The 14913-nt window shown below is 40.3% G+C and carries 15 protein-coding genes; 10 read left to right on the forward strand and 5 right to left on the reverse strand.

Annotated elements, in window-relative coordinates; all coding sequences use genetic code 11:
* Positions 1 to 93: 93 nt before the first annotated feature.
* From MHB45_RS05025 to MHB45_RS05035, 3 genes are all read left to right on the forward strand, one after another.
* Positions 94 to 333, forward strand: a complete 240-nt coding sequence (locus MHB45_RS05025) for a YkuJ family protein (RefSeq protein ID WP_034314086.1) — start codon at positions 94 to 96, stop codon at positions 331 to 333.
* A gap of 308 nt (positions 334 to 641) precedes the next feature.
* The gene (gene cbpB / locus MHB45_RS05030) at positions 642 to 1082 is read left to right on the forward strand and encodes a cyclic-di-AMP-binding protein CbpB (protein WP_034314084.1); all 441 of its coding nucleotides are present in this window, start codon (positions 642 to 644) and stop codon (positions 1080 to 1082) included.
* Positions 1083 to 1202: 120 nt separating this feature from the next.
* Positions 1203 to 2717: an MDR family MFS transporter gene (locus tag MHB45_RS05035; RefSeq protein ID WP_048687096.1), complete on the forward strand. Its 1515-nt coding sequence runs from the start codon at positions 1203 to 1205 to the stop codon at positions 2715 to 2717.
* 47 nt (positions 2718 to 2764) lie between these two features.
* On the opposite strand, the gene MHB45_RS05040 is transcribed toward MHB45_RS05035, so the two are convergent.
* Positions 2765 to 3502 (reverse strand): sulfite exporter TauE/SafE family protein, encoded by a 738-nt coding sequence (locus MHB45_RS05040; RefSeq protein ID WP_048687093.1) that lies wholly within the window; start codon positions 3500 to 3502, stop codon positions 2765 to 2767.
* A gap of 113 nt (positions 3503 to 3615) precedes the next feature.
* Between MHB45_RS05040 and MHB45_RS05045 the strand changes: the two genes are divergently transcribed.
* The 4 genes from MHB45_RS05045 to MHB45_RS05060 all read left to right on the forward strand — a co-directional run bounded on the left by MHB45_RS05045 (position 3616) and on the right by MHB45_RS05060 (position 7256).
* On the forward strand, positions 3616 to 4500 hold the full coding sequence (locus tag MHB45_RS05045; protein WP_034314080.1) for a LysR family transcriptional regulator: 885 nt from the start codon (positions 3616 to 3618) through the stop codon (positions 4498 to 4500).
* A gap of 124 nt (positions 4501 to 4624) precedes the next feature.
* Positions 4625 to 5335: a 2,3,4,5-tetrahydropyridine-2,6-dicarboxylate N-acetyltransferase gene (gene dapD, locus MHB45_RS05050; protein ID WP_034314078.1), complete on the forward strand. Its 711-nt coding sequence runs from the start codon at positions 4625 to 4627 to the stop codon at positions 5333 to 5335.
* A 75-nt stretch (positions 5336 to 5410) separates the two neighbouring features.
* Positions 5411 to 6535, forward strand: coding sequence for an N-acetyldiaminopimelate deacetylase (locus MHB45_RS05055; protein WP_081088767.1), 1125 nt, complete (start codon positions 5411 to 5413; stop codon positions 6533 to 6535).
* A 61-nt stretch (positions 6536 to 6596) separates the two neighbouring features.
* Positions 6597 to 7256, forward strand: coding sequence for a potassium channel family protein (locus tag MHB45_RS05060; RefSeq protein ID WP_034314073.1), 660 nt, complete (start codon positions 6597 to 6599; stop codon positions 7254 to 7256).
* 492 nt (positions 7257 to 7748) lie between these two features.
* Here the strand turns inward: MHB45_RS05060 and rnjA are convergent, their stop codons facing one another.
* Positions 7749 to 9419, reverse strand: coding sequence for a ribonuclease J1 (gene rnjA / locus MHB45_RS05065; protein ID WP_034314071.1), 1671 nt, complete (start codon positions 9417 to 9419; stop codon positions 7749 to 7751).
* A 3-nt stretch (positions 9420 to 9422) separates the two neighbouring features.
* Positions 9423 to 9632, reverse strand: coding sequence for a DNA-dependent RNA polymerase subunit epsilon (locus MHB45_RS05070; RefSeq protein WP_034314070.1), 210 nt, complete (start codon positions 9630 to 9632; stop codon positions 9423 to 9425).
* A gap of 877 nt (positions 9633 to 10509) precedes the next feature.
* Between MHB45_RS05070 and MHB45_RS05075 the strand changes: the two genes are divergently transcribed.
* The gene (locus MHB45_RS05075) at positions 10510 to 11283 is read left to right on the forward strand and encodes a Cof-type HAD-IIB family hydrolase (protein ID WP_072272683.1); all 774 of its coding nucleotides are present in this window, start codon (positions 10510 to 10512) and stop codon (positions 11281 to 11283) included.
* Positions 11284 to 11331: 48 nt separating this feature from the next.
* On the opposite strand, the gene def is transcribed toward MHB45_RS05075, so the two are convergent.
* Together def and MHB45_RS05085 are read right to left on the reverse strand one after the other, a co-directional pair.
* Positions 11332 to 11886: a peptide deformylase gene (def, locus tag MHB45_RS05080; protein WP_053534293.1), complete on the reverse strand. Its 555-nt coding sequence runs from the start codon at positions 11884 to 11886 to the stop codon at positions 11332 to 11334.
* A 238-nt stretch (positions 11887 to 12124) separates the two neighbouring features.
* Positions 12125 to 12280: a YjcZ family sporulation protein gene (locus MHB45_RS05085; RefSeq protein WP_063576945.1), complete on the reverse strand. Its 156-nt coding sequence runs from the start codon at positions 12278 to 12280 to the stop codon at positions 12125 to 12127.
* A gap of 210 nt (positions 12281 to 12490) precedes the next feature.
* Here MHB45_RS05085 and MHB45_RS05090 point away from each other — a divergent pair, with 210 nt between their 5' ends.
* Together MHB45_RS05090 and pdhA are read left to right on the forward strand one after the other, a co-directional pair.
* Complete coding sequence (locus tag MHB45_RS05090) at positions 12491 to 13153, forward strand: YkyA family protein (protein WP_048687084.1); 663 nt, start codon at positions 12491 to 12493, stop codon at positions 13151 to 13153.
* 644 nt (positions 13154 to 13797) lie between these two features.
* Positions 13798 to 14913 carry a pyruvate dehydrogenase (acetyl-transferring) E1 component subunit alpha gene (gene pdhA, locus MHB45_RS05095; RefSeq protein WP_034314064.1) on the forward strand — a complete coding sequence of 372 codons (1116 nt, stop codon included), beginning with the start codon at positions 13798 to 13800 and terminating at the stop codon, positions 14911 to 14913.

The raw sequence follows: 14913 nt of genomic DNA on the forward strand, positions 1-14913 counted from the left end.
TTATTCTGAATTTATTTCCGCGTGGCTACTGGATAGAAAAGTATGGTATAGTGAAACCTATCGAAAAGGTTTTATTCAGAAAGGAGAGGGAGTATGTCTCAATTACAGGGCATCCTTACCAGATTGAAAAGTCTTCAAGAGCAAGCGAAGGAATCTGAATCTGCTCAACGTTTTTTTGAAATAGATGGTGTGAAAAAGTGCCAGGTTACATATTTCAGCAAAACAGAAATGTTCGAGCTTGAAGTATACAGTGATAAAGGGAAATCATCAAAATATCAATTTGATAATATTGATATGATTACCATTGAAATCTTTGATCTTCTTCAATCTTAAAAAAACACAAAAAGCCGCCTTCCATTGGAAGCGGCTTTTTTATTGTGAAAAACCGGTCAAATTTTACTGAATGAAGTCGTGATTTTTACGACATCTTATTAGTTGGAGGGATGTAAATGAAAAATCCGATGGTAATATGCCCGGAATGCGGTTTTAAACAGGTTAACATCAAAACTAGTAAGGGCTAAGGGTCTCTCACGAATCCCGCCAATTGGGATTTTATTGGTCTAGGAATGAGCCTTTTCTGCTTACATATGTTAAACTATAGAAAGAGCTGTATATAAAAACATATGGTAAGGGGTTTTAACATGATCGGTACTCATGATGGGGATTTATTGGAATCCAGCGTTAAAGATTTAATGATTTCTTCTGAACGCGTGGCCCACGTGCAGGTAACCAATAACTTAGAACATGCACTATTGGTATTAACAAAGAGCGGTTATACGGCCATTCCTGTGTTAGATCCGATGTATAAACTGCATGGTTTAATTAGCACACCAGTCATTCTCGATTCAATCTTGGGACTGGAACGAATTGAATTTGATAATCTTGAGCATAAAAAAGTTTCCGAAATAATGAATATAGAAATACCTCGCCTGCATATTGAAGATACATTGACCAAGGGTGTGGAATTGTTGATTGATCATCCGTTTGTCTGTGTGGAGAATGACGAACATGTATTTGAAGGCATCTTAACAAGAAGGGCAATCTTGAAAAAAGTATTTAAACAAAATACACCTGATAAATAAGCAAGGCATAAAATGACGGTTAACCCCAAGACTCGCCAGTTGGCGAGTTTTCTTGTTTTTTTACATATTTGATCCAGTTAGTGGTGAAGTCTATTAACAGGTAGGATCTATTAGGAGAGGATGCAAACATTGGGCCATGCAATGGATAGTGCAAACGTGCAGAATAAAAAATTGAAACGTCCCTTCATATTGGCTGCCATCATGTTGGCGATGTTTATGAATGCTATTGAAGGAACGATCGTTTCGACGGCAATGCCGGCCATTGTAAGTGATTTAGGTGGTTTTTCACTATACAGCTGGGTGTTTTCAGGCTATTTATTAATGAATGCCGTAACAGTTTTGATCTATGGAAAGCTATCGGACATACTCGGGAGAAAACCCGTCTTATTATTTGGAATCGTTGTCTTTTTAATCGGCTCCCTTCTTTGCGGCTTTGCCAATTCAATGACGGAACTCATCATTTATCGCTTTGTACAAGGTTTTGGGGCGGGAGCTGTAGCACCTGTAGCCTCGACAATTATTGGTGATATCTATAAAAATGAAGAGAGGGCACGCGTTCAAGGGTATCTATCGAGCGTTTGGGGCATTTCAGCGGTCATGGGACCAGCATTGGGCGGCTTGCTCGTTGAATCCCTGACTTGGAAACTTGTCTTTTGGGTCAATATTCCTTTGGGCGTACTATCTTTTATTGGAATTTGGTTATTCCTTCATGAAAATATCGAAAAGAAAAAACGTGATATCGATTACCTAGGTGCAACGCTATTGACATTGTCCATATCCACTCTTATGGTGCTGCTCGTAGAAGGAGGAGTGAAATGGTCATGGACTTCAGCTCCGGTCATATCCTTGGCATTAGTGGCCATCATCACCTTTATCCTATTCATTCTTCAGGAAAAGAAAGCATCCGAACCGATGATGCCATTTGAAATCTGGCAGGAGCGTTCCATTCTGATTGCGAACCTAGTATCCTTGACGACAGGGGTGATGATGATTGGATTATCAAGTTTCCTCCCCACATTCGTTCAGGGCGTGATGGAGCGCTCGCCTACGGTAGCTGGTTTTACATTGACAGCCATGTCAATTGGCTGGCCGATCGCATCTATGGTGTCAGGCAAGTTATTGTTGAAAATAGGATTTAAATCAACCTCCCTTCTTGGAGGGTGCTCTTTGATCCTTGGGAGTCTGATCCTAGTATGGATGAAGCCGGAAGCTGGGCCCATTATTGCCGCCATGGGATCCTTCTTTGTCGGTGTAGGCATGGGCTTGACTTCTACCTCATTCATTGTCGTCATACAAAAAACCGTCAGCTGGGAACGAAGGGGTATTGCGACAGCTTCCAATATGTTCATGCGTAATTTAGGAAATACTGTAGGTGCTGCATTACTTGGAGGAATCATGAATATGAGGCTTCACGCTTATCTGAACGAGCATGCGCCGGCCGGATCGGGAGTGACGATAGATACGGCAAATAAATTGTTGAACAGTGAAGAACGCACGTCGCTTCCTGAAAATGTGGTAAATGTTTTACAGGAAGGACTTACATTGTCTTTACAGACCATTTATCTCATTGTTCTAGTTTTCTCTGTAATCAGCTTCCTGTTTCTAACAAGACTAAGAAAGAATAAGGTAGAATAAGAAGGCATAGGAAAAAGGCAGACTCGTTAATGGAGTTTGCCTTTGTTTTAAGGAAACGCAACTCTGATGACCAATTGAATCAATAATGCGATCGTGACCGAATGTAAAATGAATTTCAACTGTCCAGTGGAAATTTTTTGAGCCACACGCAAGGCCAGCTGTGATCCGATCAGGGAACCGATCGTGTAATAAATGGCAATCCCCCATGCAATGTTACCGGCCATGAAATAGGTAATGAATGCAGCTGTACAGCTAATGAAAGTTTGGAATCTAGTAAAGGCAAGGGATTGAAGGTAGGTGGCGCCATTTCTTAAAAAGGTATACATGAGCATGGTCGCCTGTCCCGGTCCGAACATTCCGTCATAGACACTGATTCCGAATAGGGATGGATAAACTTTTTTTGGGAGATGCCAATCCGATTCATCGGAAGGTTGCGGTTTTTTGATGAAATTCATGATCAAAGCGACAGTCAAAAGGCAGATGGCTAACAAATTCATTGCCTTCTCGGAGAATGAATTAGCAAGCAGACCGCCGCATAAGCCACCAAAAAGGGCAAATGGGATTAACTGGAGGGCATCCTTCAATTTTAGCTGCTTTTTCTTGAGTAAAATATAAAAGCTAGAAAAAGAAGAAAACATATTGGAAAATTTGACTGATCCAATAACCTGGTGAATGGGTAAACCTATCAAAAGAAGGGACGGCATGCCGATGAGACCGCCGCTCCCGGCCAATGTCCCGACAAAGGATGCTGCAAAACTGATGGCAAGCAATAAAATGATCGTCAAAGGATATTCACTCCGTTTCTTTTCTCTTGTATTATAAGCGGACTTTGTTGATAATAAAATTTAAATAAATTAAATCATCATGATAAGAATTAATTATCAAGAGGTTGGTGTGTATGTCATTTTCAGAATTTCATTTATTATCAGTGCTTGCTCAGGAAATGAATATGAGAAAAGCAGCTGAGCGGTTGTTCGTTTCCCAGCCGGCTTTATCCCAGCGTTTACAATCAATAGAAAAGGATTGGGGCTCGAAACTGTTTCTGCGTTCACAAAAGGGGCTGTCACTGACGCCTGCAGGTGAAGCGGTAATTCGTTTGGCCAATGAGGTTATAGAAAAAGAAGAGAAGGTCAGGGAAAGTATTCAAGCCATGGACCATGAAGTATATGGCACTTTGAAAATAGCCTGTGCCTCGATTGTCGGTCAAAATTGGCTGCCGCAAGTATTGAAAAAGTTCGTCCGAAAATATCCGTATGCAAAAATTTCCTTGATCACTGGCTGGAGCAGTGAGATTTTAAAGTCTTTGTACGAAGGGCAAGTGCATATTGGCATCATAAGGGGAGCACCGGATTGGAAAGGCGTAAAACAGCATTTATTCACGGATATGCTGTATTTGGTGGATACTGAAATGAAGGAATTGAATCAAGTGTTCGAAACGGACCGTCCATTCATTCAGTTTAAAAGCGATTCGAATTATTATCAGGAAATCCAAGATTGGTGGCATCGGCAATTTCAAACGACACCAAAAAACACCATAGTCGTTGATCAAATCGAAACATGCAAACAAATGGTGTTTAATGGTATTGGATATGCGATCCTGCCAGCCATCACTTTACATGATAAAGATACGAATGTATTTAAAATCCCTCTACTGGATGGGCATAACCACTCAATCGAACGTGATACATGGCTTTGCGGCTATGAATCTGCCTTCCAGTTAAAGCAAGTCCAAGCATTCACGGAAGTGGTGAAAGAGCATATCCGCGACCAAGGAATGTTATAGGTCCGCCGACGAAAATGTCAATAGGGCAGATTAATATATATGAGTGACATTCAACTTGTCTTGCCGGCTGTTGTCTGGTAAATTTAAAACGAGTAATGATACATATTTAGGAGGTTTACCCGGAATGAATAAAATGGATGCAAACGAAATTATTTCTTTTATCTCGAATAGTAAAAAATCTACACCTGTAAAGGTATATGTCAAAGGCGATTTAGAAGGCCTGGATTTTGGCCCAGCTTCTAAAACTTTCATAACAGGAAATACAGGGGTTGTATTCGGTGAGTGGTCTGAAATCGAAGAAGCGATCAAGGCAGCAGGAACAAAAATCGAGGATTATGTAGTTGAAAATGATCGTCGTAACTCTGCCATTCCTTTATTGGACCTAAAAGGCATCAAAGCCCGTATCGAGCCAGGCGCAATAATCCGTGACCAAGTTTCCATTGGAGATAACGCAGTCATCATGATGGGTGCATCAATCAATATTGGATCTGTCATCGGTGAAGGTACAATGATCGACATGAACGCAATACTGGGCGGACGTGCAACAGTGGGCAAAAACTGTCACGTAGGTGCTGGTGCCGTTTTAGCAGGTGTCATCGAGCCGCCTTCCGCACAGCCGGTCATTTTGGAAGATGATGTATTGATCGGAGCCAATGCGGTCGTACTGGAAGGTGTCAAAATCGGAGAAGGTTCCGTTGTCGCTGCTGGTGCCGTCGTAACGAAAGACGTTCCTCCATACTCCGTGGCTGCTGGTATCCCGGCGAGGGTCATTAAACAAATTGACGAAAAAACAAAATCAAAAACAGAAATCATGCAAGAACTTCGTCAACTTTAATTTCTTTAGTGAATATTGCCTGAAGCGTGGATAACTATATCCACGCTTTCTGTATAGGGAGGGAATAATGTGAAAATAAACCCTTTTGCCAAGATCCGGCGTGATCTGCATCAAATACCGGAGATAGGGTTCAAAGAATTCAAGACGCAGCAATACCTACTGAATTACATAACCAATCTGGCCCAGGAGCGAATGGAAATAGAAACATGGCGAACTGGGATATTCGTGAAAGTGAAGGGAATGAACCCGCGAAAAACCATTGGCTACAGGGCTGATATAGACGGTTTGCCGATAAAAGAGGAAACCGGATTGCCGTTTGCATCCAACCACGAGGAATATATGCATGCCTGCGGTCATGATTTTCATATGAGCATAGGTTTGGGATTATTGACATATTTCACGGAAAATCCGATAGATGATGACTTGCTATTCATCTTCCAGCCTGCAGAAGAGGGTCCTGGCGGAGCTGAACCAATGCTTAAATCGGAAACGATGAAAAAATGGAAGCCTGATATGATTCTTGCTTTACATATTGCTCCGGAGTATCCAGTTGGGACGATTGCCGTTAAAGAAGGGCTTCTATTTGCCAATACATCTGAATTATTCATCGATTTGAGGGGGAAAGGAGGACATGCGGCCTATCCGCACGAAACAAATGACATGGTCATTGCGGCCTGCTCGCTTGTAGGGCAGCTTCAAACAATCGTTTCCAGGAATGTCAATCCGCTTGATTCAGCTGTCATTACAGTTGGGAAGATTACTGGAGGCACTGTTCAAAACATTATTGCGGAGACAGCGCGGTTAGAGGGCACAATACGCACTCTTAACCCCGAATCGATGGTAAAGGTCAAGTCTAGGATAAAAGCGCTTGTGGATGGTATACAAGTGGGATATGAGTGCTTGGCTGAAATCGACTATGGCGCAATGTATCACCAGGTATATAATGAAGAACGGTTGACCCGGGAATTCATGGAATTCACAGAGAGGTCAACTGCTGTTCGTTTGCATCAATGTACTGAAGCAATGACTGGTGAAGATTTTGGTTATATGTTAAAGGAGATTCCAGGATTCATGTTCTGGCTGGGGGTTTCATCGGAATACGGATTGCACCACGCCAAGTTAAGCCCGGATGAAAAAGCGATTGAACTCGCGATCGATCACTTAACGGATTATATAACGTTTAAAGGAAGCGAAGCATAAAAATGATTTTCAGTACAGAACATGCTCTAAAGAAAGAACGAATGACGTTGGAGGGCTTATTGTGAAAAAAGAATTTGCGGTGATTGGACTTGGCCGTTTTGGCGGCAGCATAGTCAAGACATTAGCTGAAGAAGGATTAGGGGTTCTGGCTATCGATGCCGACGAAGATCGAGTGAATGAATTTGCCAGAATAGCTTCACATGCTGTAGTAGGGGATACGACAGATGAAAATGTACTGAGAAACATAGGGATTCGAAATTTTGATCACGTCATTGTAGCGATTGGCGAGAATATTCAAGCCAGTATATTGACGACTCTCATGCTTAAGGAATTGGGTGTTGGAAATGTTACGGTTAAAGCTCAAAATGATTATCACGAGAAGGTTCTTCGTAAAATCGGGGCCGACTTTGTCGTGCACCCCGAACGGGATATGGGGAGAAGGATTGCCCATAATATCGTCTCCAATAATATTCTCGATTATTTGGAGCTTTCTGATGAACACTCCATCGTCGAAATTGTTGCAAGCCAAAAGATGAATGGAAACTCGATAATTGACCTTGATATCCGTGCCCACTATGGACTGAATATAGTCGCAATCAAAAGAGGGAACGAAATAAATGTTTCCCCACAGGCGAGCGATTTAATTCATAAAGGTGATATATTGATCGTCATCGGCGCGGATTCGGACATCAATCGCTTTGAAAAAAAAATTGTGGAATAAGTAAGCGTCCTGCTAAAATCGAGCAGCGCTTTTATCAAAGGAAAACAAAAAGGTTTCGGAATGGCCTCATTCCGAAACCTTTTTGTTTTTTAATTGGATCTGAAGGAGTTATAGAGAATAGCCTGCATCGACAATTTTTCAATTCCCTTTTTATTTTTGCGTACTTGATAAACTCGTGTTTCCGGCACTTCGACAGTGTGGAATCAACAAATACATGCTTCTTATCAGTTTACTTTCGGAAGCTTTCCATTTTTAAAACAAGAAAGACTGTAGACAAAAGGAGTTCTATCTAACTTTTAAAACAAAATTGATTGGAGCGGGGTATTCAAGACTCCTGCGGGAGACGTGTAAGGGAGACCCCACAGGCTTCTAAGGCGCCGGGGGCCTCCCGGACAGCCGTGGAAAGTGAGTGCCTGGAGTGGAATTCAAGGTGGGGGATTTACAAACCTAAACAAAAAAAGCCCAGCCAAATGATGGTTGGGCTTCTATTATTTATTGCACTTCCATGATGATCGGCAGGATCATCGGACGGCGTTTCGTTTTTTCATATAGGAATGGAGATAGAGTGTCTGTAATTTCATTTTTGATTTCAGACCATTGTGTAGTTTTGCGATCCATCACCTTATTTAAATGCTTTGTGATCAAGGATTGAGCATCGCTGATAAGGTCTCCTGATTCTCTCATATAAACAAATCCGCGTGAGATGATGTCAGGACCGGATGCAATTTTGAATTCCTTCATATTGATGCTGACCACAACAACGACAAGGCCTTCCTCGGAAAGAATCCGACGATCACGGAGAACGATATTACCGATATCCCCAATGCCGCTTCCATCGATATAAACCGAACCTGAAGGGATTTTACCAGCGATTTGAGCTGTGTTCTCACTTAAGGAAAGAACTTCACCATTATCCATGATAAAGCAATTTTCTTCCGGAACGCCGCAATCGACTGCATGGCGGGCATGCAGTTTTTGCATACGGTATTCACCATGGATTGGCATGAAGAATTTTGGTTTTATCAAACGGAGCATAAGCTTTTGTTCCTGCTGTCCGCCATGTCCTGATGTATGAATGTCATTAAGAGGACCTGAAATGACGTCTGCTCCTGCACGATATAATTGATTGATCGTTCTGGAAACACTGATTGTGTTACCTGGGATGGGTGAAGAAGAAAATACTACCGTATCACCAGGGATGATTTGAATTTGACGGTGAGTGCCGTTCGCTATGCGCGACAGTGCTGCCATTGGTTCACCTTGGCTGCCTGTACAAAGGATGGTTACTTTATTCGCAGGCATACGATTCAATTGCTGTACATCAATGAATGTATCTTTAGGCGCTACGATATAACCAAGATCTTGTCCGATTGATATGGCTGAATCCATGCTTCGGCCAAAAACGGCTATTTTACGGCCGTTGGCCACGGCTGCTTCCACAACTTGCTGAAGGCGATGGATGTTCGATGCAAACGTTGCAAAAATAATCCGGCCGTCAACCTTGCGGAAAATGTCTTGAATGGTATCACCGACACGGCTTTCGGACATAGTAAAGTTCTGCACTTCACTATTTGTGCTATCCGAGAGTAAGCACAATACACCTTCTTTACCGATTTCAGCCATCTTGGTCAGGTTTGCAGGCTCACCCACTGGGGTGAAGTCGAATTTAAAATCACCAGTATGGACAATTTGTCCAGGTGGGGTTTTTACGACGATTCCATATGAGTCAGGGATACTGTGAGTTGTACGGAAGAAAGAGACGGACGTTTTCCGGAACTTGATCACTTCATCTTCACTGATTTCAATCATGGTTGTCTGACGTAAAAGGCCGTGTTCTTCCAATTTATTACGAAGCAGTCCAAGTGCAAGCTTCCCGCCGTATACAGGGACATTCACTTTTCTAAGTAAATAAGGAATCCCGCCAATGTGGTCTTCATGACCATGGGTAATGAAAACACCTTTGATTTTATCTACATTTTTCTCTAAATAGCTGTAATCTGGAATCACATAGTCAATACCGAGGAGTTCATCTTCAGGAAATTTAATTCCAGCATCAATGATGATGATTTCATCTTGAAACTGAACAGCATATGTGTTCTTACCGATTTCGCCTAAACCGCCCAAGGCGAATACAGCTGTTTGATCGTTTTTTACGAATTTCATAAATTATAGCTCCAATACTTTGTAATCTTCATTTTGTTTTTCATATTCTAAATATGCTCCGGTTACGGGTAGTACGATTTCTACATTATAAGGTTCTTTTTTTAATTTTAAACGAACGTCACGAACGGATTCACCTTCGACAAACATTGTTTTAGTATTCTCCCTGATGGGAACCTCTGATATGGTTACTTGATAGTATACCTTAAAAACCATTTTAATCTCTCCTCACTTGTTTGCATTGCTTTTTTCATTATATATAAAAACAACAATTTTTTCATGTTTTTCAACATCATGTAAAAATAAACCCAGCTCCGCCATAAAAACGGAAGGGGTTTGATGAATTAAATATACCAATGTCTAAAAGTATATAAAAAAATAGATGGCCGAATCTGGTATCAATCCAATTGTAGCTTCCTCTATCTTATATCCTATCCGTTTTTGCCATGTGTAAAACTTAAATCATGGGATCTTTTTTTCGTAAACGATTTCTTTCTAAATTAATACAGTACCACTGTGTACAGCGTTTCATGAAAACACAGCGACTCATATATTTATTGAAATATGTATTCACCTGACCATATAAAAGCCAAGATAGAAAGAATGCCTAACAAGAACTTTACAACAAGGAAGAAGCCCTCCGCAAGTTTTTGAAGGGCTGTCCGAAAAAAATTCGCATATGGATGACGGCCAAGGCAGGAATGAGTGGCAAATCATGCGATAGATTTTTTTCTTAAAAGATCATTCCACTGTTTAGCAAGCTTTTTACGAAGCTTTTTTAACATGGCGATCACGCTCCCTTAGTTATTATTGTATAGGATTATTCAATAATGTAAATACGTCTTTACAGGTACATGGCCCATTTTTGAAAAAAAAGGCTCTTTCAACAAGTAACTGGGATTTAAGAGGCAGAAGGATGGGAGAAGTGTAATCTGGTAAGCCTGAGTTGGTTTCATTAAGAATAGTATATGCCCATTCCTGAATAAAAAACGTAACTTTGAGTTTGGTCCGGTAGAGTTACTTGACTTATCTTGATGACAATTATTAAATGGGTACATATTAAAAAGGAAAAAATGAATGAATTGGAAGTGAATTGCAAGTGAAAATCGTATTCTTTGATATTGACGGAACATTGCTTGATCATGAAAAAAAGTTACCTGCTTCAACAAAAGAAGCCATTAAGCAACTGCAGGATAGCGGGGTTTTTGTAGCGATTGCCACAGGAAGGGCTCCGTTCATGTTCGAGTCTTTAAGGGAAGAGCTTGGCATCGATACATTCGTAAGTTTCAATGGACAATACGTTGTTTTTGAAGGGAAAGTCGTTTATAAAAACCCTTTGAGCATACCTGAGATAAAACGCCTTCACGAACATGCTGAAAAAAATGAAATACCGATCGTGTTCATGAATGAGGAGACAATGAAATCGAGTGTTCCGCATCATAGCAGAATTGAAGAAGCATTAAGCAGCCTTAAGTTTCCCCACCCTGAACATGTGGCGGATTTTTATGAGGACCATGATATATACCAAGCCTTATTATTCTGTTCGGAAGATGAAGAAGGGAACTTTGTTGGGAAATATGATGATTTTCACTTCATTAGATGGCATGAGTATTCGACGGATGTACTTCCATTCGGGGGTTCAAAGGCTGAAGGCATTAAAATATTAATGGAAAAAGTCGGGTTTGCTCTTGAGGATGTTTACGCCTTTGGAGATGGCTTAAACGATATAGAGATGTTAAAAGTAGCGGGATATGGCGTGGCTATGGGGAATGCCGGTCAGCTTGTGAAGCAAGAGGCCGACTTTGTAACGAAGGATGTCGATGATGATGGCATACTTTTTGGTTTGAAGGAACTTGAACTGATATAAAAAATAAAGCCCCCGTCAACCAACAGACGGGGGTTTTTGCTTATTACGTTACCTTTCCACCGCAATTGAATTTTCCGGAATGGCATAGGGGTCTTCCGGATTTATATGATCATAAAACATGATACCATTAAGGTGGTCGATTTCATGTTGAAAGCAAATGGCTGCGATGCCTTTCAGGCGGAGTTGAACCGATTTTCCTTCCAGGTCCGTACCCGCAACCGTTATTCGGGCATAACGTGGCACATAGCCGGAAACGGGACGATTTACGGAAAGGCAGCCTTCTCCGGATGTCAAGTATGCTTTTTCGACTGAATGGCTAACGAGTTTAGGGTTGAAAAGTGCATAGCTATAAAGTTGATCATCCTTTTCTTTTAAATGAACCGCAATCATCCTTTTTGAAACATTAACCTGTGGTGCAGCCAAGCCAATTCCTGCCCTTAACCCGTATAGAGCAGCAATATCAGGTTTCTGGCTGTTTTGGACATATTCCATCAAGCTGGCTAAAAGTTGCTTATCTTCATTTGATGCCGGAAGCGGAACCTCTACCGCGACTTGCCTTAAGATTGGATCGTCTTCATTAACAAAATCATCCATGGTAAGCATAATCTTTCACCCCATAAAAATTCTTATAATATGTATAGGGTTATTTTAACAAAAAAAAGGGTGAAAGTTAATGAATGGTTTAATGAAAGAAAAATGGAGGGGATGGAATCAAGTCGATGATTTCCTATCCCTGCCATTATTTAATTTGCATGTTGGTCTATTTAAAAAATATTATCATTTTTTGTGAATCAGGGTAAATCGTTATCATTTTCGGGTAAAGGTAATAGTAATTACCTGGTTAGCATAAGCACGCGCCGACGATGATTAACAGAATGAACAGGACAATGATCAGGGCAAAGCCGCTTCCAAAGCCGCAGCCTCCACCATCGCCATATCCATAGCTGGGTGCAGCGGAAACCGGATAACAACATTCTTGGTTGAAACCTCCATACATAATTTCATACCTCCGTTTTTGTATTTATTAAAATGCTGACCATTCAAATTTGAAACGGTCCCTACAGCCTATGCAGTATGGTTTAAAGGGTGTAGGCTAGCGCCCAGTAATGAAAAAAACCTGTTCGGAATATGATTGTAACAAATGTCTGCGGCTTAAGAATGAATTGAGGAACATGAATCTTCAAAGAACTATCAGAAGGAGTTGTCTATGTTGAAACGTTTTGGTCCATTTGTTATCTTACTTCTTTCTTTAGTGATCTTGACTGGTTGTTTTAATGGTTCACCGGAAGAAAGAATCCACAAAATCCTGGAGAAAACTGCAGAAAAGGAAAGTGATTTCACCGAGAATCAAGAGCCGCTTAATGAATTGGAGAAAAAAGAAAAAGAAAAATATGAGAAAATCATTAAACTTGGATTGGATGATTATGAACGGATCGTCGAGCTTTCAGATGAAGCAGCCAAGAATATCGACGAAAGGGAAAAAATAATTGAAAAGGAACAAAGCAGTATGCAATCCTCAAAAGAACAATTCAATCAAATAGATGAACAAATCGGGAAAATAGAGGATGAAAAGATAAAAAAAGAAGCGACTGAAATGAAAAAGATCATGAGTGAGCGCTATAGCACCTATGATGATTTATATGATGCTTATCAACAAAGTCTCGCTTATGATCGTGAATTATATGAGCTTTTTAAAAAAGAGGATTTGAAAATGGATGAATTACAAGTGCAAATCGAGAAAATAAATACCTCTTATACAAAAGTTTTGGAAGCGAATGAGGAATTTAATGCATTAACGGAAAAATCAAATCAAAAAAAAGAAAGTTTTTATGATAGTTCCGGCATAGAAATGGCGGATTCAACAAAATAATATAAATAATGATGGGCTGTGATCCTCACTCACAGCCCATATTTTTTTCAATCCAGTTCATTTTTTGGATAAAAAATTTTAGAATGGTCTTTTTTTATGCAACAAGCCTGATGTGAAATTTTCATACCTGTACTAAAAAAAAACGATAATTAAAAATCTAACAGCAGACTTAGATGAAAGCGCTTGAATATTTTATCGGAATATTATTTTAAGGGCTCAAATGCCTTTAGTCAAAGCGGTTTTGGAATCGATGGGATATGCTGGGGAATTGAAATGTTATCCTTCGCCATCCTTAAATTGAAAAATACGGGAAATTTAATAGTACAGTTATAAATTGAAAACTAATACAGAGAAGAAGTATGAGTATTGGAAATTCTATTAAATCAAAATTATAAGGAACTCCAAGTGATTGACTTGATGTTAATTCATCTTGTAAACTTAATCTATAAAAATTCTTGTATCATTTTCCTTGATTTTTTTTATGGTACAGAATAAGATTGAGACATATTAAGCATATCCACGTTTGAGGATTGGTCTTAAGGGAAAAATAAAAGAATGTATTGTTGAAGAAACTAAAAAGCAAACTATTTTTGCTTTATAGAATAATAATAGCAAACCTTTTTAATGAAAGGATGAGGTGCCAAATGGCTCAAAAAACTAAACAAGCTAAAATTAATGTTCAGGATCAGCTTAAGAAAGTAGAAGAACAATTTGAAACTTTTCAAATTTTAAATGAAGAGGGAGAAGTCGTGAATGAAGCGGCTATGCCTGATTTAAGTGATGAACAATTGCAAGAATTAATGCGCCGTATGGTTTATACACGCATCTTGGATCAACGTTCCATATCACTGAACCGTCAAGGCAGATTAGGTTTCTATGCACCGACTGCCGGTCAAGAAGCTTCTCAAATCGCTTCCCAGTATGCTTTGGAAAAAGAAGATTTCATTTTGCCTGGTTATCGTGATGTTCCGCAAATCGTTTGGCATGGCCTGCCGCTTTGGCAAGCATTCTTATTCTCCCGGGGTCATTTTAAGGGAAATCAAATCCCTGAAGACGTCAATGTAATTTCTCCTCAAATCATTATCGGCGCTCAATATATCCAAGCTGCCGGAGTGGCTCTTGGGTTGAAGAAACGCGGGAAAAAAGCTGTTGCCATTACATATACGGGTGACGGTGGAACTTCACAAGGTGACTTCTATGAGGGAATTAACTTTGCAGGTGCATTTAAAGCGCCAGCTATCTTCATCGTGCAAAATAACCGTTTTGCAATCTCTACACCAGTTGATTTGCAGTCAGCATCGAAAACATTGGCCCAAAAGGGTGTGGCTGCAGGTATTCCTGGAATCCAGGTTGATGGTATGGATGCGTTGGCCGTTTATACAGCCGTTAAAGAAGCGCGTGAACGTGCGATCAATGGTGAAGGCCCTACATTGATTGAAACATTAACTTACCGTTATGGACCACATACGATGGCTGGGGATGACCCGACACGTTACCGTACTTCCGAAATGGATAACGAGTGGGAACTGAAAGATCCATTGGTTCGTTTCCGTAAGTTCTTGGAAAGCAAAAAACTTTGGAATGAAGAATTAGAAAACGAAACGATAGAGAAGGCCAAAGACGATATTAAAGAAGCAATCAAATTGGCTGATGCAGAACCTAAACAAAAGGTTACAGACCTAATTGAAATCATGTATGAAGAAATGCCTTATAACTTAAAAGAACAATATGAAATTTATAAAGAGAAGGAGTCGAAGTAA

It is taken from the genome of Peribacillus sp. FSL K6-5616, from assembly GCF_038008245.1.
GTDB classification, from domain to species: domain Bacteria; phylum Bacillota; class Bacilli; order Bacillales; family DSM-1321; genus Peribacillus; species Peribacillus frigoritolerans.

Bases quoted from the DNA above. Each gene is read 5' to 3' on its own strand.
- MHB45_RS05025 (WP_034314086.1), top strand. From the start codon at position 94: ATGTCTCAATTACAGGGCATCCTTACCAGATTGAAAAGTCTTCAAGAG.
- cbpB (WP_034314084.1), top strand. From the start codon at position 642: ATGATCGGTACTCATGATGGGGATTTATTGGAATCCAGCGTTAAAGAT.
- MHB45_RS05035 (WP_048687096.1), top strand. From the start codon at position 1,203: ATGCAAACATTGGGCCATGCAATGGATAGTGCAAACGTGCAGAATAAA.
- MHB45_RS05045 (WP_034314080.1), top strand. From the start codon at position 3,616: ATGTCATTTTCAGAATTTCATTTATTATCAGTGCTTGCTCAGGAAATG.
- dapD (WP_034314078.1), top strand. From the start codon at position 4,625: ATGAATAAAATGGATGCAAACGAAATTATTTCTTTTATCTCGAATAGT.
- rnjA (WP_034314071.1), bottom strand. From the start codon at position 9,419: ATGAAATTCGTAAAAAACGATCAAACAGCTGTATTCGCCTTGGGCGGT.
- MHB45_RS05070 (WP_034314070.1), bottom strand. From the start codon at position 9,632: ATGGTTTTTAAGGTATACTATCAAGTAACCATATCAGAGGTTCCCATC.
- def (WP_053534293.1), bottom strand. From the start codon at position 11,886: ATGCTTACCATGGATGATTTTGTTAATGAAGACGATCCAATCTTAAGG.
- MHB45_RS05085 (WP_063576945.1), bottom strand. From the start codon at position 12,280: ATGTATGGAGGTTTCAACCAAGAATGTTGTTATCCGGTTTCCGCTGCA.
- MHB45_RS05090 (WP_048687084.1), top strand. From the start codon at position 12,491: ATGTTGAAACGTTTTGGTCCATTTGTTATCTTACTTCTTTCTTTAGTG.
- pdhA (WP_034314064.1), top strand. From the start codon at position 13,798: ATGGCTCAAAAAACTAAACAAGCTAAAATTAATGTTCAGGATCAGCTT.